This window comes from Methylotuvimicrobium buryatense, from assembly GCF_005931095.1.
GTDB lineage: Bacteria > Pseudomonadota > Gammaproteobacteria > Methylococcales > Methylomonadaceae > Methylotuvimicrobium > Methylotuvimicrobium buryatense.
In genome coordinates this window covers 4687977-4710768 of the sequence record NZ_CP035467.1, presented here as the reverse complement: position 1 = coordinate 4710768, position 22792 = coordinate 4687977, and the positions used below count along the sequence as shown (strand labels likewise).

General features: G+C 49.5%; 17 protein-coding genes. 4 read left to right on the top strand and 13 right to left on the bottom strand.

The window, feature by feature from the left end; genetic code table 11:
• Positions 1-19 precede the first annotated feature (19 nt).
• Positions 20-1303, bottom strand: a complete 1284-nt coding sequence (locus EQU24_RS20905) for an ISKra4 family transposase (RefSeq protein WP_017841684.1) — start codon at positions 1301-1303, stop codon at positions 20-22.
• A gap of 652 nt (positions 1304-1955) precedes the next feature.
• Here EQU24_RS20905 and EQU24_RS20900 point away from each other — a divergent pair.
• The 3 genes from EQU24_RS20900 to EQU24_RS20890 all read left to right on the top strand — a co-directional run bounded on the left by EQU24_RS20900 (position 1956) and on the right by EQU24_RS20890 (position 2829).
• A complete protein-coding gene (locus tag EQU24_RS20900; RefSeq protein ID WP_017841694.1) occupies positions 1956-2198 on the top strand; it encodes a hypothetical protein in 243 nt (80 codons plus the stop codon).
• Positions 2155-2418: a DUF2335 domain-containing protein gene (locus tag EQU24_RS20895; protein WP_201764868.1), complete on the top strand. Its 264-nt coding sequence runs from the start codon at positions 2155-2157 to the stop codon at positions 2416-2418. Before EQU24_RS20900 ends, EQU24_RS20895 begins: the two co-directional genes overlap by 44 nt.
• Positions 2419-2517: 99 nt before the next feature.
• Positions 2518-2829, top strand: a complete 312-nt coding sequence (locus EQU24_RS20890) for a hypothetical protein (protein ID WP_017841696.1) — start codon at positions 2518-2520, stop codon at positions 2827-2829.
• A gap of 426 nt (positions 2830-3255) precedes the next feature.
• Here the strand turns inward: EQU24_RS20890 and EQU24_RS20885 are convergent, their stop codons facing one another.
• From EQU24_RS20885 to EQU24_RS20860, 6 genes are all read right to left on the bottom strand, one after another.
• A complete protein-coding gene (locus EQU24_RS20885; protein WP_017841697.1) occupies positions 3256-3555 on the bottom strand; it encodes an addiction module antidote protein in 300 nt (99 codons plus the stop codon).
• A gap of 8 nt (positions 3556-3563) precedes the next feature.
• Positions 3564-3860 (bottom strand): type II toxin-antitoxin system RelE/ParE family toxin, encoded by a 297-nt coding sequence (locus EQU24_RS20880; protein ID WP_017841698.1) that lies wholly within the window; start codon positions 3858-3860, stop codon positions 3564-3566.
• Between the two features lie 391 nt (positions 3861-4251).
• On the bottom strand, positions 4252-4965 hold the full coding sequence (locus EQU24_RS20875; protein ID WP_017841699.1) for a hypothetical protein: 714 nt from the start codon (positions 4963-4965) through the stop codon (positions 4252-4254).
• A 134-nt stretch (positions 4966-5099) separates the two neighbouring features.
• A complete protein-coding gene (locus EQU24_RS20870) occupies positions 5100-5783 on the bottom strand; it encodes a TSCPD domain-containing protein (protein ID WP_017841700.1) in 684 nt (227 codons plus the stop codon).
• 155 nt (positions 5784-5938) lie between these two features.
• On the bottom strand, positions 5939-6187 hold the full coding sequence (locus EQU24_RS20865; RefSeq protein ID WP_017841701.1) for a DUF2442 domain-containing protein: 249 nt from the start codon (positions 6185-6187) through the stop codon (positions 5939-5941).
• Between the two features lie 92 nt (positions 6188-6279).
• The gene (locus EQU24_RS20860) at positions 6280-9552 is read right to left on the bottom strand and encodes an LAGLIDADG family homing endonuclease (RefSeq protein ID WP_017841702.1); all 3273 of its coding nucleotides are present in this window, start codon (positions 9550-9552) and stop codon (positions 6280-6282) included.
• 400 nt (positions 9553-9952) lie between these two features.
• Here EQU24_RS20860 and EQU24_RS20855 point away from each other — a divergent pair, with 400 nt between their 5' ends.
• Positions 9953-14188: a DEAD/DEAH box helicase gene (locus EQU24_RS20855; RefSeq protein ID WP_017841704.1), complete on the top strand. Its 4236-nt coding sequence runs from the start codon at positions 9953-9955 to the stop codon at positions 14186-14188.
• A 596-nt stretch (positions 14189-14784) separates the two neighbouring features.
• Here EQU24_RS20855 and EQU24_RS20850 read toward each other — a convergent pair.
• The 6 genes from EQU24_RS20850 to recC all read right to left on the bottom strand — a co-directional run bounded on the left by EQU24_RS20850 (position 14785) and on the right by recC (position 22462).
• Positions 14785-15462: a zinc ribbon domain-containing protein gene (locus tag EQU24_RS20850; RefSeq protein ID WP_017841705.1), complete on the bottom strand. Its 678-nt coding sequence runs from the start codon at positions 15460-15462 to the stop codon at positions 14785-14787.
• A gap of 222 nt (positions 15463-15684) precedes the next feature.
• Positions 15685-16221, bottom strand: coding sequence for a hypothetical protein (locus tag EQU24_RS20845; RefSeq protein ID WP_138767252.1), 537 nt, complete (start codon positions 16219-16221; stop codon positions 15685-15687).
• Positions 16222-16568: 347 nt separating this feature from the next.
• Positions 16569-18080 carry a YifB family Mg chelatase-like AAA ATPase gene (locus EQU24_RS20840; RefSeq protein ID WP_017841708.1) on the bottom strand — a complete coding sequence of 504 codons (1512 nt, stop codon included), beginning with the start codon at positions 18078-18080 and terminating at the stop codon, positions 16569-16571.
• A gap of 64 nt (positions 18081-18144) precedes the next feature.
• The gene (ubiK, locus tag EQU24_RS20835) at positions 18145-18414 is read right to left on the bottom strand and encodes a ubiquinone biosynthesis accessory factor UbiK (protein WP_017841709.1); all 270 of its coding nucleotides are present in this window, start codon (positions 18412-18414) and stop codon (positions 18145-18147) included.
• Positions 18415-18600: 186 nt separating this feature from the next.
• Positions 18601-19176, bottom strand: coding sequence for a MarR family winged helix-turn-helix transcriptional regulator (locus tag EQU24_RS20830; protein ID WP_017841710.1), 576 nt, complete (start codon positions 19174-19176; stop codon positions 18601-18603).
• A gap of 145 nt (positions 19177-19321) precedes the next feature.
• Positions 19322-22462, bottom strand: a complete 3141-nt coding sequence (gene recC / locus EQU24_RS20825) for an exodeoxyribonuclease V subunit gamma (RefSeq protein WP_017841711.1) — start codon at positions 22460-22462, stop codon at positions 19322-19324.
• Positions 22463-22792: the final 330 nt, after the last annotated feature.

The window sequence follows — 22792 nt, the reverse complement described above, 5'->3', positions numbered from 1 at the left end:
TGATTTTGAATAATGTGAATTATACGCACACATGGGAACCATATTGATCAATCTTATCCCAAAACTGTTGCCATCTTCCTTTAGACTGAACCAATGCACGTAAAGATAAAATCACTTTAGCCCCTTGGTTTTTCCAGCGCATACCTGAACCACAAAGCCGTTGCTTCACCAGCGTCTTGCAAGCAGCTTCGGTGACGCCTGAGCCAATAGGTAAGTTTTTTTCTGTATGCATTGCATAATCCATCATCTGGTTATGGTTTTTAAAATAGGTTAGCGCGGCCTCCAAATTCTCTTTGACTGTTTTTGTCAGGCTGGTTTTTTGGGCCAATTTTTCCATTTCACTGATCAGTGTTTCGACTGCACCGGGTTCACGTTTTAGCTGTTTACAGCGTTCATCTAGCCAAATTATGCGCTTGGGTTTGTCCGTTTTTCCTGGATAGGCAGCATAAGCGACGTTTGCCAGATACTCAGTGACGTGGAAAAAGTCCAGTAATTGACGACTGGTATGTTGCTCTAAAAACGACCAATTATTTTTTGCACCATCGGCAATACCTAAATAGAGGGCATCGGGATAGTGTTTTTTGACGGTAACAATTTCTTTTTCCAAACGCTGAAAAAATGTGCCTTTCCCATATTCGGGGGCTTCACCGATATAGATGGTATGCTGACGTTTGCCGGTCACATCATAAAGCGAAATATTGCCCACCATCGCTTCCCGGTAACCGTCCTCACGTATCAATACATAAGCGCCATCAAGACTGACGACAATGGTCGTTATCGCTTCATCCAAGGGCGGAATGTCATATTCCCAAAGCTCTTCTTTGGCCCCCGCAATGCCACCCACCCAATCGCTCACATCCTGCAAATAAGAATGCGCTATTTTTCGATGATGATTGTCTTCTAAATCCAAACAGACCGCCGGTGCATTCATGTTGGCATATTTATGCGACAGTTGTTGGGCAAATTTTGGCGTTGCACCCCGGATAATCCGTGCTTTGTGCTCCAGAGGGCAATAAATTCTGCCGCCTTTTGAGGTTTGATAAACATAGCGCCCCAGCTGCACACTGCCGTATGGCGTTTGATAGGTTTTGTTGTCCTTGTCTCGAGCTGTCATTTTAGTATCACCCAATTTTATTGGCCCCCCATCCGTATCAAATATTTTCAACGCTTCTGTGGTTGCCAAACAGCCTATTTCATTACAGCCATCCAATATCGTATTTTCCATCTCCATTAAACTGCCGGTCAGTTTTATAGTGACTTGAACCGTCAGATCGTTACCGTTACGCGCTATAATTTCAGCCATTGGTTTTCCTTGCTCTATTTAAAAATCACAACCTTACCTTAGAATGTAACATTATTCAAAATCAACACCCAAAATTGATAGCTATATTGATTTTTCATCGTTCCTACGCTCTGCGTGGGAATGCATCCCGGGACGCTCTGCGTCCCCAGAGGTCGATAATCCCGACAAGAGCAACCAGGCATTCTCTATAGTTTCTTAATCCAATTGCCTGCGGCAGTCGACGCAGAGCGTCTAAATCGGCATTCCCACGCAGAGCATGGGAACGAGCGTTTTGTGGGGATACATCAGTATCTGACCCCGATTATTTAGCTTCCAGCCGCGCACACCTTTGGCGCGTCGGCTGAAAGGAAGTTGGGAGAATTTATATGGAGAATGGAAATCGGTAATGTCAAATGTAAGGACTGAGCCTAAGATTTACGGGGGTGGGCACCTCTATTTTCCAAAAAAAGCTATGGATCTAGAACCTGTTGCATGGCTGTGGCCGTATTTACTCGGAATCTATTCAAGTGATAGAATGCGAATTAAAAGCAACCTCGAAAACCTAGAACCTAGTGTTTTCGAGGTTTTTTGTTGCACTCATTTTTTGAAACGAGTATCTATAATGATAATAAGAGCTGTATAAGCAGCCGATTTAATAACCGGCGGAGACATAATGATGAAGCAGCAAGAAGAGTATGTCACAAAAAAAGATGCGTCAGTATTCTGGAAAGCATTTTTTGAAGTCCTATCCGGCTCATCGCTCTATGCCTCTCAAGGACATATAAATTTAGAGCAACGGGGGGACGCTATGAATAAAATGTCTGATCTTGAAAGATTGCGCGGAGATTGGCAAAAAATAGGAGCGGATTTCCGTGTCTCGATCAACAAAGCAAAACAAACAACAGAACGATTCTAATCATATCGTGTCGGCGCAATGGCAAGGCCCGTTGCCGCCGCCGTCTACCCTTAGGGAATTCGACGACATTATCCAAAATGGCGCCGAACGGATCATGAGAATGGCGGAGATAGAGCAACAGCATCGGCATGATTCTGAGAAAAAATTGATAGAACAAGCGCGCCAAGATTTTTCGCGAAAGCTGAAATGGGGTCCGTCCGATTTCAGCAGCGAAAAATGACTTGGCGATTATTGCCTTCGGCGGCCCCGATTCGCCCTGCGTCCGTGCCACTACGCCACATCATCGTAAACTCGATGCGGCTCCGTAGCACTCCCACAAATGGCTTTACGCCGTGTCGCGATGCCTTGTATTTTGCCTCCGCCTGCGCTATTCGCGCAGACTCCGGCAAAACACCCGGCGCTACGGCTATCGGGGACTAAAAATCTTCACTTCGCTAACGCTCCGTTTCCAAGATTTTCAGCGAATGATGTCAGGTCAATTAGGCGAGGTCAGTATTTAGGCTGGTTGGTCGCCGCATTATCGATTACCGGCGCGGTGGTCACCGCCTATTGGGGCGCACATTGGGCTGTTTCTTGTGCGCTGGTCGGCGTTCCTATTTTGGGTACCGTCAAAGCCATTATTGGGAAATAACGGAAAAATTCGCGCTGCTCAACACTGAGCAACAACGGGATAAAAGCAAAAGATCTAGATTAGTAGTATTGTTTGCTATTCATTAAGGCAGAATAGCCGGTTACCCGATTGCTCTACACAAATCCCGGTGTGCGGGATTACCGCACCGGGCGTTTCAAAGCTCCTCGTTTTGGAAAAAAGGCCTAGTTGAAATATAAAATAAACCGGTCTTTTTATTTCCCATTTCCAAAAAAAGCTATGAATCTAGACCCGACCCCTTTGCCTTTGCTTTGAGGCAACGTATAAAACTTCAGTTTGCAACGTAATCATGGGTTGCGCCAAACATACACCACACCTCGTCTTGTCACCCCAATAATCAGACAATTTTTGCTATATTTCAAGACCTGACGCCATTGTTCGGATTGAATGTCATGTTGGGCAACTTGGTCAATTGTGTTCGGCTTTGGCATGCAACTTCAGCCCAAGCGCACCGATAACTTTAAGGATGGTGTCGAAGCCTGGGCTGCGTTCACCGGAAAGCGCCTTGTAAAGGCTTTCACGGGATAGTCCTGCATCTCGCGCGACCTGTGACATACCTTTGGCCCGAGCTATGTCACCAAGTGCTTTGGCAATGAATGCTGCATCCCCATTAGCTTCTTCAAGGCATGCCTCAAGATAAGCAGCCATTTCTTCTGGTGTTCTGAGGTGTTCGGCAACGTCATAGCGAGTAGTAACAGTCTTAGTCATGATAAAAGCTATTCCGAAAGATTACGTGCGAGGCGTAAGGCGGTCTTAATATCCTTGGCTTGGGTACTCTTGTCACCGCCAGCCAGCAGAATGATCAGTTCTCGCCCCCGCTTCTTGAAATACACCCGGTAACCGGGGCCATAATTGATTCGCAATTCCGAGACACCTTCGCCAACGGGTTCAACATCTCCAGGGTTTCCAGCGGCAAGCCGCTCGATCCTTGTTTGGACGCGCGCTCTCGCTTGAAGATCATGCAGGTTGTCGAGCCATTTAGCGAAGTCGGCGGTTTTGCGAATTTCGATCATGCAACTACTGTAGTCACATGACTACATATTGTCAATATCCATGCGCCAGTTCTTAGGTGTCCAACGGACTGCAGTTGAGCGCCCCCGTCGCGACAGCAAAGTTGGAGCAAGTGGGGCATAGCCGCGACACGGTGTTCGCACGAACATAAGGATGGTCGACGCGTAGCGGTGCGCCATCGCGCCGTTGAAACCAACGTAACGAAACTGCGCACGTCCGAGCCTACTGAGGCTTCAGTTATTTTTAACGCACTTACCACCCTATAACCAGTTGTTCTTAATTGCTTTTGCAAAATTAAAGACCTGACCACGTCGCCCTCGCTGTTCTCTACTCTACCCGTTGCCCGGACCCCTTTGCCGACAGGCTAATGGGCGACCCCTTTTTTAATTCGAGCTAAGCCCCATAGATACCCAAAACTAATTCGCTTATTTTAGAGTGCGCTGTAACTAGCAATTCCCTAATATCCAATGATGTTCCTTTTAGTACAAACTTGACCCATTCGTAATTACGGTCAATCGGGATATCAAGCAAAATCTCTTCCCGAATTTCTTTTACTGGCTTCTCTTTGGTAAGTATTAGTGGTCCTTTAGGGTTCGCATGTACCCCGTCAATAACTAGCTTTCCGATAGTCACAGAACCACTGCCTTCCATTTTTAGCAGGTTACCAATTTGAGTTACTGAATTTTCACTATAAATTCTATCTTGTCGCTGAAGTTCAGTGTGCTTATTGATATTTGTTGTTTTACAGAGGTGAAGTAACCAATTGCTACCACACTTATGAGGCTGAATAGTTTCCAGAATAATCTTATACTTATTATGGAGATCAGGAAGATTTTTCTCTAAACTTTTTTCATATATTTTTCTATCTTTTCCGTATGGAAAATATACATATTTTGGAGCTTTAGCTGAGTTTGTTATCTCGGAAAGATCTGCTGCAACATAGTCCAGGCAACTTCTAAGATGCTCAAGGCAGCTTTTCACCTTTGGGCGAGCTATTTGAATAATGTCTTCATTTTTAATTGCGCCCGCATAAACTCCTTCGATTTCTTGCAAAAGTTCAGCAGCTTCAACGAGGAGTTCATCTACATCAGATTGTCGTGTTAACACCTTGCCTCTTTGGATTGCTAATGGGTTAAATAATTCCGTAAGGCGGAACGCGCTAGCGGTTCCGTTGAAAGCCGAATGCTAACCGACACCAGCGGTCCACCATCCGGCGGATCGCCTATCGGCATCCTCCCTACTTAACCGCACTTGGACTCCCCACAATTCAAGCAAGTCATGCATCCGTCCATCAGCACCATCGCTTTGGTGCTGCATTTGGTGCAGAGTACGGCTTGTTCCGGGAAGGCGTCGCCGTTGTTTGCCGCGCCGTGGTGGGCTTCGAATTCGCGGCGTTTTTCGGCGAGAAACTGTTTCTGGTGATCGCTCATTTCTTCGGGCTGAATCATGCCGATGTGTTTCAAGTGCGATTCGATCGCGTGGCCGATTTCGGCGACCAGCGAGGGCATGAATACGCCGCCTTTTTTGAAGTAGCCGCCGCGCGGGTCGAATACCGCTTTCAGCTCTTCGACCAGGAAGCAGGCGTCGCCGCCTTTGCGGAATACCGCCGAGATGACGCGCGTCAGCGCCAGCACCCATTGGAAATGCTCCATGTTCTTTGAGTTGATGAAGACTTCGTAAGGTCGGCGTTCTTCGTGCTCGGAGCCTTGGTTTAGGATGATGTCGTTGATCGTGATGTACAGCGCATGTTCGGATTGCGGCGTTTTGATCTTGTAGGTCGAGCCGACCAGAACTTCGGGCCGTTCGATGTTTTCGTGCATCGATTCCGGGGACGGTTTTTCCGCTTCGGGCTGGGCTGTTTCGGCGCTGTCTTTGGTCAGCACTTTGTAGCTGACGATTTTTTTGTTGATTTTGTGCAAGGTCATGATGATTACCTTAAATAGTTTGGGATTCGCCGGTTTAACGAATCGTCGATGTTTTTAACTGTCCTGGTTTTTACGCCCCGGCCGATGAATGCGGCTTCAGTGTGGGAGTGACGCTCTTGTCGCGACGTAGGCGTCGCTCCCACAGATCGTATTAACTACGTTGCGTTTTCCAGTTTTACGGAGTCCAGATATAAAGTATCCGGGCAAATATCTTGTTCGTGAGGCCACACCACCGTGCCGTGTTCGACCGCCTCGCGCTTGAAATAGGGCTTATCGCGCAGCTCTTTGAAAACGCTGAAGTCCAATAGCGGCTTGCAGTCGTATACGCCTCGGCTGCCGTCGGTAAATTGCAGTATCAACGAATAATCGTCGGTAACCTGAACTGTTTTGACGCGTGGGTTCATAGAACTGTCTCCGGATTAATTTCGTAGGTTGAGTTTACTCTGCAGGACATAAGAGCGAAGCCTAACCCAGCCTAAGATTACTTTCCCGGAAATCAAAACTTTCCGTAATATCCTTCCTTCAGCGCATCGAACAAATTCGCGGCGGAATGGATTTCGCCGTCGTACTCGACTTCTTCGTTGCCTTTCAATTCGATGACATGGCCGTCTTCGAGCGTGAACTGGTAGGTCGTGTTTTCGAGGTCTTTTTCCTTGACCAGCACACCCTGGAACACTTCCGGATTAAAGCGGAAGGTCGTGCAACCTTTTAGGCCCTTGTCGTAGGCGTACTCGTAGATCGACTTGAAGTCTTCGTACGGATAGTCGGTCGGCACGTTGGCGGTTTTGGAGATCGACGAATCGATCCATTTTTGCGCGGCGGCCTGAATATCGACATGTTGTGTCGGCGTGACATCGTCGGCGGCGATGAAATAATCCGGCAATTGCGCGTTCGGGTCGTCGCTGTACGGCATCGCGTCGGGATTGACCAGGTGGCGATAAGCCAAGAGTTCGAACGAGAACACGTCGACCTTTTCCTTGGACTTTTTGCCTTCGCGGATCACGTTACGCGAATAATGGTGCGCGAAGCTCGGTTCGATGCCGTTGCTGGCGTTGTTCGCGAGCGACAAAGAAATCGTGCCGGTCGGTGCGATCGAGCTGTGATGCGTGAAGCGGCTGCCGGTTTTGGTTAGTTCTTCGACCAGTTCCGGCTCTTCTTGTGCCAGTTGCTGCATGTAGCGGCTGTATTTCGCGTGCAACACTTTGCCTGGCACTTTGTCGCCGATTTTATAGCCGTCTTGCTGCATTTCCGGGCGTTTGTACAGCATTTCGCCGGTGACCGTGAACACTTGCTCCATTATCGGTGCCGGACCTTTTTCTTTCGCGAGTTCCAGTCCGACCTTCCAGCCTTCAATAGCCAGCGCTTTGGTGACTTCTTCGGTAAAGGCCAAAGACTCTTCCTCGCCGTATTTCAGGCCGAGCATCGTCAAGGTTGACCCTAAGCCGAGATAGCCCATGCCATGGCGGCGCTTGCCGAAGATTTCGTCGCGCTGTTGTTGTAGCGGCAGTCCGTTGATTTCGACGACGTTGTCGAGCATGCGGGTGAAAATACGCACGGTCTTGCGGAAACCTTCCCAATCGAATCCGGCTTCTTTGCTGAACGGTTTTTCGACGAATCGGGTCAGGTTGATCGAGCCGAGCAGACAACTGCCGTAGGGCGGTAATGGTTGTTCGCCGCATTGTCCTGTAACCAGTCCGTTAAAAATTACGGCATTGCAATCCGGCTGCGTGGTATCGAACACCGCTTCACGACCAGCATAATCAATGCTTTTTACCCGTGTCGTAAAGCGCTGTGATTTGCGCAAGGCTTTGTCCGCTGCCCACTGGCGATATTTCTCGTTTTTATAGTCGAGTAAGAAACCTATTTCGCGCATGAAGGTTTCCCGAGATTCGCCGTCGATAATCAATTCATAATCGGCTTTACACTGATAGTCTCTATGTCCGCCCTTACCGTCCGGCAATTGACGCATTTGCGCAGGACGCCGTTGTCTTATCCGCGAAAATACGCCGAAGTTTGCCAGCAATTGTTGTATGTCTTTAAGCAATCCGGGATAACTCGAAGCTAATCGAATCGAGCAGCTTTGGCTATTGCTTGAGATGTTGACAGTGCCGTCGGCTTGGAATAATGCGCGAAGATAGTTTTGGACGCAGTCTTCGGTACCGCGCCAAACGACTTCCGGTACGCGCAGTTTGCTATCACGCGAAAAGCCGTAATGTTCGAGTACGCGCGCCAGCACGACCGAGCGAATAAAAAGATGATTGCGTTCGGGCACGGCCACCGGAGAAACCTGGTATTGGCGAGCCGTTCTAGCGCTCTGTGCGATCAATGAATTGACATAAGTAGTAATCGTTTCAGCCAGACCTCTTTCTTCATTCCACAAATTCACGATTACGGCTTCCTGATTATTGCCGCGATTCGTAAAATGACCGTCCCCGGTAATCAGGCCCAGTAGCATGCCAAGCTTTTCATCGCCTTCATGACCGAATTGCCCTTTGCCAGATTGCACGAGTATTTCATCTCCCGGGCGAAGTTCGCGCAATTTGATTTTGCCGCGATCAGTATAAAAATCGTGCCATTCGGTGGCTTTGATTTCATAACCGTCTTCGGTGACTACACGATAGACTTCCGCTTGCTTTGCAGTCATGAAGGCAGGTTTAGCCGGTCGCACTTCAACACCCCGATGGTCTTGTCCCAAAGACCGGCAATCTACGGAAACCTCCAACGGCAAGCCGCGTCGGTACAATTCGCCTATCGTGACCAGCCCGTATTGGGTCGCGAGCCGAGTATCGGCGGTCACGCACGGGTTAGTCGCCCGAATGTTTTCGCAGAACCAGTTATTGTTCATTTCGTTGACTTTGTCGATCAGGATGAATCCCGGTTCGGCGTAGTCGTAGGTCGACGACATGATTATGTCCCAGAGGCGTCGGGCCGGCATGGTTTTGGTGATACGGCACGCGACTAGGCCGGCTTCGTTGACGACATAGCCTTTTTTGTTCGGCAGATCGCGCCAGACGATTTTGTCGGAATCGGTCAAATCGATAGCATCGGCTTTGACTTCGCGCTCGGTGACAGGAAACGACAACGGCCATTGCGCATCGTTTTTGACCGCTTCGACGAACTCGCGGGTGATCAGCAGCGACAGATTGAACTGGCGCAGACGGCCGTCTTCGCGTTTGGCCCGGATAAAATCGACGACATCGGGGTGCGCGACATCGAAGGTCGCCATTTGCGCGCCGCGGCGGCCGCCGGCCGAAGAAACCGTAAAACACATCTTGTCGTAGATGTCCATGAACGACAGCGGTCCGGACGTGTAGGCGCCGGCGCCGGACACGTAGGCGTTTTTCGGGCGTAGGGTCGAAAATTCATAGCCGATGCCGCATCCCGACTTGAGTGTAAGCCCTGCCTCATGCACTTTCGCCAGAATGTCGTCCATCGAGTCTTCGATGATGCCCGATACGGTGCAGTTGATAGTCGAGGTTGCCGGTTTGTGTTCAAGCGCGCCGGCGTTCGATGTGATACGGCCTGCGGGAATCGCGCCTTTACGCAATGCCCATAGAAATTCTTTGTGCCAATGCTCCTGCAAAGACTTGTTGGTCTCGACCTCGGCCAAGGCTTTCGCGACGCGTTTGTAGGTGTCGTCTATCGTGCCGTCGACGGCTTTGCCGTCTTTGGTTTTCAGGCGGTATTTGCTGTCCCAGATGTCCAGCGATGCGCTTTGCAGCGGAATTTCGGTCGCGTGTTGCGTAACGACTTGGAGTTTTGCGGTCATTCTTTGATTCCCTTGTCTGGTTGAACGTATTGGCTTTATCACATCCGGGAAAGGTCCGGATCATTGATGTTTCGTGCGGTCGATCGAGAAAATCCGCAAGCAACGCGAATCCCTCATATAGTGTTTATGGATATATCTTAAATCAATATGTTGTGTTTTTCGCGGTTTTTTTGCGCGCCAAAAGGAGCGATTGAGAGGTAGTTTTTTAAGTTCAATGAGTTAGCTTTAAAAAAAATTTTAGGCGACTCGAACATGGGAAAACCTTATTTTTTTTCAGCAAATCGATAGGCAAATTCGAAATTTGTGACATCGCGCGGCCAATGGCTTAACGATTGCAATGATATAGACCTATCATGTCTATCAGTGTTGTATAATCGCCATTTTTTCAAAGCTCCTTGTCATGTTCAACGAACAACGCTCCCAGTTACTCGAGAAATATCAAAATCTGACTGATAGCGACAAAGCCGTCATGCAGTTTTTAGCCGTTTGCCATAGTTACGAAACGGCCGCGTTTATCGCTCAAAATCTTTCGAAGCTAGGCATTCGCAGCGACCAAGGAAAGCCGTTTACCGCCGTTTCGATAAAACCGGTTTTGGTAGCTTTAAAAAACAATCGATTGCTGGAAGTCCAAGCCGGTAAAAGCGGTTACCGATGTAATCGCTTGCTTGCCGAACCGATTACCCGGCAATTAGTCGAGGATAAGCAATTCGAGCGCTATGCATCGTTATTCGACCAACCGACGCCGATCGCTAAGAAAGCCTCCTATGCCAATCAACACCAGTGCCTGCGCGATGCGCGTATTTCATTTCATCGCGGCGATTATGCTCTGGTTAATCAATGTCTTAGTATCGGTAACCGCTATTATTACCAATACCAATTGCCCGACCAAATCGATGTATATTTATCATGGATACTGAATCCGCTGGATGTCGCGTGGCTCAAGCGGCGGCACCCGCAGATGATCAACGACATGACCGGCTTTATCGGCCTGCATCAGCTCGTTTATCTCTATCACGACCCCGATATCTTCAATTTTTTAGCGGAATACGCTTCGGGAGACGCAGGCGCTTTACTATTGAAAATGGCGCCCCGGATTTATGCCGAATTATTGCTGCTACGCGGCGATTGGGACACTCTGGCGTTAGGAGTTGCGGACAGTGAAGATCCGGAATTACAGGCGTTAAGCGCCGCATTGGCGTTTTTAAAAGGCGATTTTTCCGGAGCCATCGCGCAATATGAAACAGCGTTAAAGTTAATTAGAAAAATAACCGGAAAAAAGACTATTTATTTTTACGGATTGGCCGGCATATTTTATCCGTTGGCGATCTTGAAATGCCGCGATGCGCACGATAAAAAATTGACGATGCTGTTGGGTCAGGCCATCAAGCTCAAAGGCTTTTGGGCCAATTGCTATCGTTATTTGGAAATTTTCCAGAAGTTTTTGCAAGGCGACTTGAGCCAGCGCGACAATGCGGTGTTCTATAACAAAATCGACCCGATTTCGAAGGGTTATGAAGACAATGGCGAACCGCATTCCGCAATTGAATTTCCGAAGTTAATTCTATTATTTCGCTTACTGGTGCGCTCCTGGATGACCGATGCGCCATTATCAGGATATCCGCTAGCCTCATTGGAAATCGTCCAAAATTTGTACCTGCGTTTAGTCGATAACGGTTACCGCTGGCCCGCCGCAGAACTGGCGAAATTATCAGGGCGCGCCGAAACCTTGTCGTCCAAATCCTGGGATGACGGCTTTCTGGATGGCCGGCCGGTTAGTCTGGCCGATTTGTTCGCGAGCCGACCCGACTGGGATTTAGCGCTCGATGCCTTGCTGGGCCTCGGCAATAGCGGGCTCCAAAGCGGCGCTGTACAAACGGAGAAGCCGACCCGCATGGCCTGGTTGGTCAGTTTTCAGGAAATATATAAAACGGTATTGATCGAACCGCGCGAGCAAAAACAGCAAGCCAAGGGAGGCTGGAGTAAAGGCCGTGCGGTGGCGCTGAAAAGGCTGCATACCGAGCGCGACAGTTTCGATTATTTGAGCGAGCATGACTCAAGGATTTGTTCTACGATCAAATCCTATACCGAAACTAGCGGTTGGTATGGCAGCAGCATTTATTATGAATTCAGCGAAAAAATGCCGCTTGCTCTGGTCGGGCATCCGCTGCTGTTTTGGTCCGACTCGCCGAATGTGCGGGTCGAAGTGGTCAAAGGCGAGCCGGAACTTCGCGTCAGCAAGGCCAAAGGCGGCAAAATCAAAATTACATTTACACCTGCGCCTAGTCATCAGCAAAACATAATCATCAGTAAGGAAACGCCGACCCGATTGAAAATGATCGAATTGACCGCCGATCATCATAAAATCTATCAACTTCTGGGCCCGAAAGGCCTGGAAGTACCGGTAACGGCTCAAGATCGCGTGCTGCAAACACTAACAGGCATCTCCGGTTTGTTGACCGTGCAATCGGATATCGGCGGCAGTTCCAGCACGGCCGAACAGGTCGAAGCCGATGCCACGCCTCGACTTCATTTATTGCCGCTCGGCGAAGGGCTCAAGGCCGCGCTGCTGATTCGCCCTTTTTCGACAAGCGGCGCTTATTATCAGCCCGGCCAAGGCGGTGCGAGCGTTTTTACCGAAGTCGACGGCAAACCGTTGCAAGCGCAACGCGATCTCAAGCTGGAAAAAATGCGTTGCGAAGAGGTCTTGTCCGCATGCTCTGCAATAGCCGAAGCCGATCGCGACGACGGAGGCGAATATCTGCTCGAAGATCCGGAACACTGCCTGGAATTGTTGTTACAACTACAATCCTTGCCGCCGGATCGCGTGTTATTGGAATGGCCCGAAGGCGTTAAATTCCGCTTGCTCGGGCACAGTACCGGCAGCGGTTTCAATATGCAGATCAAACGCGATAATGATTGGTTCGCGCTGCAAGGCGAGCTGCAGGTTAACGAAGATACCGTCATCGATATCCGCCAATTGCTGGGCTTATTGGGTAACCGCCAAGGCCGATTTTTACAATTGCAAGACGGACAGTTTATTGCATTGACCGACGAATTCCGCCGCCGTCTCGACGACTTGAAGGCTTATGCCGATTTGACAGGCAAAAAAGTCCGCATCAATCCGCTCGCGGCATTGACGCTAGAGGACTGGCAGGACGAAGCCGGTTTCAAGGTCGACAAACATTGGCAAAACCACATGCAGCGGCTCAAGGCCGCGCGCGAGTATCAGCCGGCCGTACCGTCCACGTTTCAAGCGGAATTGCGCGATTATCAAACGGACGGTTACAACTGGCTGGCGCGCTTGGCGCAATGGGGCGTCGGCGCCTGTTTGGCCGACGACATGGGGCTCGGCAAAACCATACAAGCGCTGGCGCTCCTGGTCGACAAAGCGCCGAACGGACCGAGCTTGATCATCGCGCCGACTTCGGTATGTATGAATTGGGAAAGCGAAGCGCGCCGTTTCGCGCCCACGCTCAATCCCATTCTATTCGGTAGCGGAGATCGTCAGCGTAAGCTCGACAGCCTGGGGTCTTTCGACTTGTTGATTTGCAGTTACGGATTGCTGCAACAAGAACAAGCCGCCGAGATGCTCTCGAAAATCCCTTTTCAAATCGCGATACTCGACGAGGCGCAGGCGATCAAAAACATCGCAACGCGGCGCTCGCAAGGCGCGATGAATTTACAGGCCGAATTCCGGGTGATCATGACCGGCACACCGCTGGAAAATCATCTCGGCGAATTATGGAATCTGTTTCGCTTTATCAATCCGGGGCTACTCGGTTCGCTGGAACAATTCAATAAACGCTTCGCGGGGCCTATTGAGCGCGATCGGAGTCAAGAGGCCCGTCAGCAATTAAAGAAATTGATTCAGCCGTTCATTTTGCGCCGCACTAAAACCCAAGTTCTGCAAGAGCTTCCGCCAAAGACCGAAATCCCGGTCTACGTCGAAATGAGCGGCGAGGAAATGGCGTTTTATGAGGCCTTGCGCCGCGAAAGTCTCGAAATTTTGAACAGTACCGGCAGTCAGGCCGGCGCCAAGCATTTGCAGATACTCGCCGCGATCACCAAATTGCGCCGCAGTTGTTGCAACACGCGGCTCGCCAATGCGGATATCGCACTGCCCAGTAGCAAATTGGCGGCATTCGGCGAAATCGTCGATGAATTGCTCGACAACAAACACAAAGCTCTGGTGTTCAGTCAATTCGTCGACCATTTGCAATTGATCAAGGACTATATCGAACAGCGCGGTATCGGCTATCAATATCTGGACGGCAGCACGCAGGCCAAGGAGCGTAAAAAACGGGTCGATGCATTTCAGCGCGGCGATGGCGAATTGTTCTTAATCAGTCTAAAAGCCGGCGGCGTCGGTTTAAATCTGACCGCGGCCGATTATGTGATTCACATGGATCCCTGGTGGAATCCTGCGGTCGAGGATCAAGCCTCGGACCGCGCGCACCGCATGGGCCAACAGCGGCCCGTAACGATTTACCGAATGATCGCGAAGAACACGATCGAGGAAAAAATCGTTGCACTGCACAGCCACAAGCGCGACTTGGCAGACAGTCTATTGGAAGGCGCGGACATCAGCGGCAAGATGTCGGCCGACGATTTGCTTGATTTGATGCGTGGGGAGTAGGGATTGCCGGAATCCGGTTGCCATGGATTAGCAGACCGTAACCTAAAAAGTGCAGCTGAGGGCCTCAATCTACCGTTCACCCCGAGCCCTTCGGCGGCGCTCATGAGCGCCATTGTATTAAATCGCGGGTTTGGTTAATGGCTGCATTACCACAACCTTACCTGCACTCAAACAAAGCGATGGGTTTCCGCTTCGCTGCTACCCATCCTACGGCCGTGCGTACCATGGTGGCTTCCTGCTGTTTCCCAATCCCAGTTCTCGTCGTTATACTTAATTCGTGTATTGCCAGCTTAGCTAATGTGACCTCGATACCCTTTATTGTTAACTAGCGCACCCGGCTTCGAAATCGCGATCAGGGGATCGCTCCCACAGAGCTTTCGGAACCCTTGAGGGAGCGACGCCTTCGTCTCGATTATCGAAGCCAAGGATGTTCGGCTTTTATCGAAATCCCCGATGCGTAATGTTCCCGCTGTTTCACAGGCTCCAGCTCGGGAAGCCCGATCACGAAGCTCGAGCTTCGCATTTCCGAAACCGGTAGCTCGATGCTAGGCCATTCGTAGGACTAACCGGAATACGTCATTCGCAAAACCGAATTATTAACTCTCCGATTCTTTCTCGAGATAGGCTTCAACTTCGTGCCCGCAGCTATGGCAGAATTTTTGATCTTCCTGCAATGCTTCGCCGCAGGCCGAACATTTGAATTCCTTGTGCTTAGGATGACCGCAGTGACAGCAAAATTTTGCGCTTCGCGACGACAATTGCCCGCATTCGGGGCAGACGCTAGTACGCAGACTTGGCAGCGCCGGCAGAGTTTCCCTGACTTCCTCGATCGAATCGATCAGATAGGGCGAATTCTGAAAGGCGACCCATACCAGCCAAATGCCAATTAGTACGATCAACAGAATCGCGATGCCGAAATAGAACGATCTGCCGGAAGCGCCGACGAAAAGCCCCAAGACTTGCCAAATGACGGCTTGTCCGATAATGACGATGACCAACAAGGCCGCCGGCACGCTGATCGCTTTGACAAAAAACAGCGCGCCGCCGGTTTTCGGGAGCGCTGCGATCGCATTCACGGCAAAAAGATAAAACAAAATCAGCGCGGTTATTTGCGTGACGAACAGCACCAAATCCGCCGCCACCAAACGATCGGCGATGACCAATCGTGACATGACCGGCAGTAGGCTAATTAAATAACCGACCAGCAGCACAATCAAAATTGTGATCAGATATTGCGCGGCGCGATAACCGCCGCTGCTTTTGAATGACGACATTATTTCCACGGCGATCTCCGCATCGTTTGAAAATTAAGATTAATCGGGGTCGATTCAACAAGGCCTTAACCAACCTTGATGAGATAAAACCTAAACCTTATCGGGTATTCTACTTATGAAAACGTAATATGTTGCCAGCTAAAGCTGGATTTTGAGGAATGAATGGGTTGCCTTCCTTGGCCTCGATTTTTGAACACTAAGAATTGCATTACTCTTTATCATTCAAAAACATAATGTCCCACTAACTATATTAAAATTGTTCTTGCCTGTAGCTAGATCAAGACTGCCGCTGACATTTATTTTGCTTTCTGGATATGGTTTAAGATTTTCAAACTTTCCGGTTCCAGCAATTGGCTTTAATGTTTCTTCAACTAGCAACACAGTTTCAGTTTCAAAAAAAGCAGAGGTGACCTCATCATCTTTAGTAAAAATCAAGCCTGCTTGATCGGAAGAACTTAAGACATGATTTAGCTTAATAAATGGAAAATCTGGGGCAATGATTTTTCCTTTAAATGGACCGCTAATCTTGATGGCAAGCTTTGGATTCTTGGGCAGTCTAGCGTTAACAAGGCTGATTTCATATTCGCCGATTTGCTCACTACCAGGAATATAGTATGAATCGGCTAGGTCATATGGAATAGAGTTAGATTTAGCAGTGCCTCCTGTTACAATATAACAATCGTTCAATTTATTATTTGCAGAAACATTGGCAATCGAAATGAAAATAACGCTAGCCGCCGCGATTAGAAATTTAAACATTTTTGCGAACCTCAAGGAAAAAAAGTGCTGAATAGACGATGGTTTCATTTTAAAAACACAAACTAGCTCAATGAGAATCCTTGGAGTCTAACCGAGGGCTGATTTTTACAACAATCTACTTCCTTGTGATTGAAAAACCGTCTAAGAATAAAAGGTTATTCATAAAGTTAGCTAATTTTTGAGTATAAAGGGAGTAGAAACTAATAGAATCAATCACAAGCCTAGCAAAGCGTAATTTAAATTTGTCAAGAGAACAAGTTAACAAAAAATTATTTTTCCAGCCTTCCTTTGCTCCACGCTTTTGAAAGAAGGCATTCCCATCAGTAACCCTATCGATCAATGCCGCTTCAGTCCGTTTTCCTATCCAATCTACGGTAGCCGATCGCCTCGCTCAAATGCGCAATTTCTATCGTTTCGGAACCGGCCAGGTCGGCTATGGTTCTTGCCACCTTGAGAATACGATGATAGGCGCGGTGCGACAGTCCGAACTTATCCATGGCTTGTTCGAGCAGTTCATGGCCTTGATCGGACAATCGGCAATGCTGTTTGACTTCGCGAGCGTTAAGCGCCGCATTGGTTTTTCCTTGACGCGACAACGCGATATTTCGTGCCGTGACTACACGCCCTCTGATTTGCACGCTGCTTTCTTCGCCTTCCTCCGAACCTTTTCGCAGCACCTCGCGAGACACTCTCGGCACCTCCAAATGCATATCGATACGATCGAGTAACGGCCCTGAAATGCGGGCACGGTATCGTGCGACTTGTTCTATCGAACAATGGCAACGTCCGGACGGATCTCCGAGATAACCGCATGGGCATGGATTCATCGCGGCAATCAATTGAAATCGCGCCGGAAATTCGGCTTGCCGGGCCGCCCGCGAAATACTGATATGACCGGTTTCGAGCGGTTCACGTAATACTTCCAGCACCCTACGGTCGAATTCTGGCAACTCGTCCAAAAACAAAGTGCCGTTATGAGCCAACGAAATTTCCCCCGGTTTCGGATTGCCGCCGCCACCGACCAACGCGGCGGCCGATGCGGTATGATGCGGCGCTCGAAACGGCGGTTTCAACCAATTGGCAACATCGAGACCTTTGTCGCTAATCGATGCAATCGCGGCGGTTTCTTGAGCTTGCTGTTCGGTCAACGGCGGCAGAATCGTCGGCAAGCGCGCGGCCAGCATCGATTTACCGGTGCCGGGCGGTCCGAGCATGATCAAATTATGCGCACCCGATGCGGCGATTTCGAAGGCACGCTTGACGTGATATTGCCCATGTACATCGGAAAAGTCGACCGATTCCGTTTCCGCTGGTAATACAAGGGTTTCCTCGTCGACGACGATCGATTTCTGTCCGTTCAGATGCGCGCACACTTCAAGCAAATGATTAGCCGGCAACAGATCGATGTCTTTGATCAAGGCCGCTTCGGCGCAATTTTCTTTGGGCAGAATAAGCGGTTTTCCGCTGTTACGGGTTTGTATCGCTATCGGTAAAACTCCGCTGACCGGACGCAATTCGCCGCCAAGAGAAAGTTCGCCGACACATTCGACTTCCGCTAGGCGGCCGGCTGGAATTTGGCCTGATGCCGCTAGAATACCTAAGGCGATAGCCAGATCGAAACGCCCGCCTTCCTTCGGTAAATCGGCCGGAGCCAGATTGATCGTGACGCGCTGCATCGGAAATTCGAAATATGAATTGATGATCGCACCGCGCACCCGGTCCCTGCTTTCCTTGACCGCCGTTTCGGGTAAACCGACGATATTGAGTGCGGGTAGGCCGCTCGTGACATGGACTTCCACCGTCACTAACGGCGCATCGATTCCGGAACGACCGCGGCTATAGGCTACGGCTAGAGTCATAAGTAATTTGGAGAAAAGCCGAATTTTTATCGAAAAACCGGCTTGAAAGGGTAGCGGTTAATTATTAATTAGCTTGATCGGAAGGGTTTTGATCAAGTTGTCTTTCCAACGCGGCAACGCGAATCTCCAGATCTTCGAGTTTCGTGCGTGTTTTGGTTAACACGGCTTTTTGCACTTCAAACTCTTCGCGGGTGACCAGGTCCAGTTTGCCGAGGGCGCCTTGCAAAATGGCATGGAAGTTTCTTTCCATATCTTCTTTCAAATGAGACAAACCGGGCGGCATGGCATTCGCCAGACGGTTGGCGATATCGTCAATGGCTTTGGGATCGAACATAGTAATACCTCGTAAATAATAAAGTGATGACTACTCAACAAGAGCAGTATCAGCGATTTGAACACAAATTAAGCAGGAAGCAAATTTTTCGAAAGGTGCGACAATACTATTCACATTTACCTCAGCACCTTTAGGTGAAATACAAATAGCGGATAAGTCCATTCACCATTCACCATTCACCATTCACTATTTACCACTCCCCTCAAACAATACATGTTCACGGCATATTTTAACGGCAGCATGTTGATTAAGCGGCTGTTGCGTTAAATCGCAGTGATAATGTTGGTCGAGCTCTAAAAAATAATAGCACGAGTAACAGACGCCGAAACTTTTTAAATTGTTGGCTTTTTGCAATGCGAGCAGTGTCGACAGCAATGCTTGGTTTAGCGCATCAAATTGTTCCTTAGGAATCGCTTGCTCGGTAGCAGGATAAATGTCGCAAGCTTGTATTTCCTTTAGAACAGACTCCCCGGCTGCCGACAGCCGCAAATGCAAGATACGCCGGTCCTGCTCATTCGGGTTTTTCTCGATATAACCTTTTCGCTCCAGCACTTGTAACGATTGCGAAACCGTACCTTTGGTTAGACCGAAATATTCGGCGACAGCGGCGGGCGTGTCGCTCATGCTATTGCATTGCGCCAAATAATCGAGAATTTGACCCTGTATCGGTTGCAAACCAAGCGCGGTGTACTTTTTCCGCTCTTCAGAGCGCACCAGCGTGCTGATCCTGTCGATCAATTTAAACGTGTTTAATTCCTGCATGGGTAGTATTTGGTCAGTTGCCGCGAGAGCGGTTTTTTAAGGACATTATACCGATTACAAAGGAATTTTCGGTATTCGCTTTAGATGAGATGTTCGAGAGCGAGTATATTCGTATCACCGGGTATAGTAGTTTTCAGCGCACGTTTTAATTTTCTGCCGACTGATCAATCAGTCCCCATACCGGTAACAACAGGTTTCGGCAATGGTCTTCAAATACCTCGTTCAACAATTCCACCGGATTGTAGTCTTCGAGAAACAATTTTCTAAGCTCAGGTTCGTAAGCTTGTTCGATCGCACGGGTTAGCTGGTCGATTGCCGAATCCAAGGCCGGCTTCGCCGCGCGGCTGCTTTGCGACAATTTATGCGCTTGTTTAACATAAGCGAAAGCCGGCTCGACGAAAAACGAATCGGGTCTGTGCAATCCTTGCCGATAGATTTCAATCCAAGCTTCCAATTCGCCTAACGCACAATAGTCCGGCTCGAACGTTATATCCTGGTCGAGAGCGATCAAGCAAGTCTGTTGAGGTTCGATTTGATTGATCATCAGATGATGCAACCAGGCAAGCATAAAATCCTTGCCTTTCAAATCGGCGTAACGATAAAACAGACTGCCGCGCTCATAACGATTGCCGAGTTTACCGGCCAACCGATAACTTCCGACCGCTAGGTCGACCGATAAATCCTCGAGCGGTTTGCCGAGCGCCTTGGCCTTGATTGCTTCGGCAAAGGCATCGATGTTTTGTTGCTGCCGGGCAAACTCGAGATCGCCGGCCACGCCCGATAGCCATCGCCCCTGTGCCTTCAGTTTTTGTGCAGTCAACGGTTTGTCGTGCAGTACCCCATCGATCCATTCGTGATAAATCGCATAACCGTCCAATTGACCGATCGCGAAGGGTTCGCGCTCCTCGGCATCCGCTGCAATGCCGTTGAAACGGACATCGAGTCGGCGTTGCATGAAATATTTTTGCGGATGTCGGTAAAATGCGAACAATTCGCCTATTTCAATGATTGTTTGGCCGGTTTCGTCCTCTAAACTGCCTTGCCACCAAGGTGCCGGCTCCGGTTTGGGCTTAACCAACGCCGCTGCTGCCTGGCAATCGGCCTCGGAATAACTGAACAAAGCCGATTCCGGCTCGAAATAACGCGGGCTGAAAGCCTGTAGCGGATGATAGGTCAGGCCATTGTCCAGGCCGTAATGATCGCGAAGCACGGCGAGCAGTTCGCTGATTACGACCGAAGGCGGTATCGTTTCGTTATGGCTAATCGACCGACCGATATAAGTCATAATCAATTGTTGCCGTGCCGACAGCAGGATCTCCAGAAACTGATAACGGTCGTCGGCGCGGCGCGAACGGTCGCCCTTGCGGAAATGGGCGGCAAGCAAATCGAAGGTCGGATTGCGGTCGACTTTCGGAAACTCGCCGTCGTTCATGCCGAGCAAGGCGATCACTTTAAACGGAATCGAGCGCATCGGCAGCATCGAACAAAACGTGAGTTGACCGCGTAAAAAGCCGTTTGACGATTTGTGTTCTTCCAATCGGCCTTCAAGCCAGGCGCAGACGACTTGCCACTCGATCGGCGCGTTGTGAATTTCGGGCAATCTTTCGGTTAATTCCGCCAATAATTCGTTGAGTTGTTGGCGCTCGACGGCATCGGCTTCGGGCAATAATTGATCGGCATAATAATAAAGCTTTTCGCCCCATGCCTTGAGCGATTTGGCCGTGCTTAAATCATTGCCGGCTCTAAACAACAATTGCATAAAATCGTTCAAGCCGCCAAGCGCCAACGCCGAAGAACCTTCGATATCGATATAAGGCAAGACGCCGTCGACAAAATCGTCGTCGGTGCCGACCGCATAACCCATCAACAAGCGATCCAATGCGGCTTGCCAGGTATTCTCATCGAGCTCGGGTAGGCCCAATTCGCGTTTATGTTCGGCCGATTTTCCCCAACGCACTTGCGTATCCCGAACCCAATGTTTGATCAATTCCAAATCGGTTTCGGACAAGCCGAAGCCCGGATAAACCGACGGTTTTTCGAGCAAATCCAGGACCGAGCGCCAACCGAACCGACTTTGGCTCAGCTTCAAAAAAACAATAAAAGCATCCAAGGCATGATTACTCAAGCGCAGACTGCGGTCGGCCACCGCATGCTGAATATCGTCGAATACCGCGGAAATAAACGGTTCGTATAATTCGATATCCGGCGCCATCACGACGATATCGCGTAGTTCCAACTCGGGGTCATGTTCCAGTGCGGCCAACAATTGGTTTTTCAAGACTTCGACTTCGCGCATACGGGAATGGCACGCATGAATAGCGATCGACCCGTCGCGGGTTAAAGGCGTCGATTCGCTGTCGTTATTGAGAATATCGTTTTGCAACTGCCGCAGTACCGTGCTCGGCTCGTCTTGTTCGAAACTGTCCAGCTCCAATTCGAACTGAACCTGCTCCAACAACATCTCTTGAAATTCGCGGCCTTGTTGACCCAATGCCGCCAACAGCGGATGCCCGCCGGCATCCTCTTGATCGATACGCTGACGCTTAGTCGCTAAATCCGCCCAAAAAGCTTGGGCGGGGTTGAGCAAATACAAGTGCACTTGCGCATGATTCGCCAATCCCTGTAAAAAACCGAGAAACAGGGGCGGCATGGTATTGACGCCGAAGATCGAAATTCGCTCAGGCAAAACGGCGGAAAATTGTCCAGGCGGCGCTGAATTAAAACGCTCGATTACTTCCAGCCATAAACTACCCCGATGCCTCGTGCCTGAATTTTCGGCAATCCGTTGCCATAACGCGCGTTGCCAGCGTTCGGTTTCCGTGTCGTAAAGCGTTTCGCCTTGCTGCCAGGCAGCCAGCATATCCGGACGCATGATTTGATATTGGTCGAAAATCAAGGCCAATTGTAACGCTAGCTGATAACGTTTTAAGGCCGCGGTTTCGCCGACCAAATAATTATTCAGCGGCGCAAATATTTCGTTGTCGAGTTCGCGAAGCAGTGCTTCGAAGCGCCAATGCAGCACATGGCGATCGAAGGCTTCGTCATTTAATCGACTGTCGATTCGTTGTGCCAAGGTACTGAAAAACCGTCCCGGAAATAAAAACTCATAATTCCCCCATACGCCGAGCAGGCTTGCCAATTGCTGTGACAACCAACGTTCCATACCCTGGCTTTGGATCAGAAACACTTCTTTGGCAAACGGCGAACTTAGCGGCCGGGTTTCGATGACTGCTGCCAAATGTTCGAGCAGGTTTTCGGTTTTATTGGAACTGTGCAGAATGAACATGACTTGGTTTGATTTTTTTCGGTTTTGGCGGCAAGCTCTTGGGAAAATTATTTATCGGCGGGAGTATAACAAGCGGAGACCGTAAACTAAGGCTATCGGTTATACCTTTCGCACTTCAAATTTCGGCAGTGCCTGAGGAGGCGCCAGGGTGTGCGGCAAAGGCTTTGCCAGCATGGAGCTGGCATAGAGCCTACAGGGATGTATTCACGGCGTCCTTTGACGGACACCTTGGTGCCGAATTTGTATAAACTAATGCTTTTGAGGATTACTATAGCCTTTTTGGGCTCTGTATAAAATATTTGCATCATTGGCCTATAAAACATTGAGCCT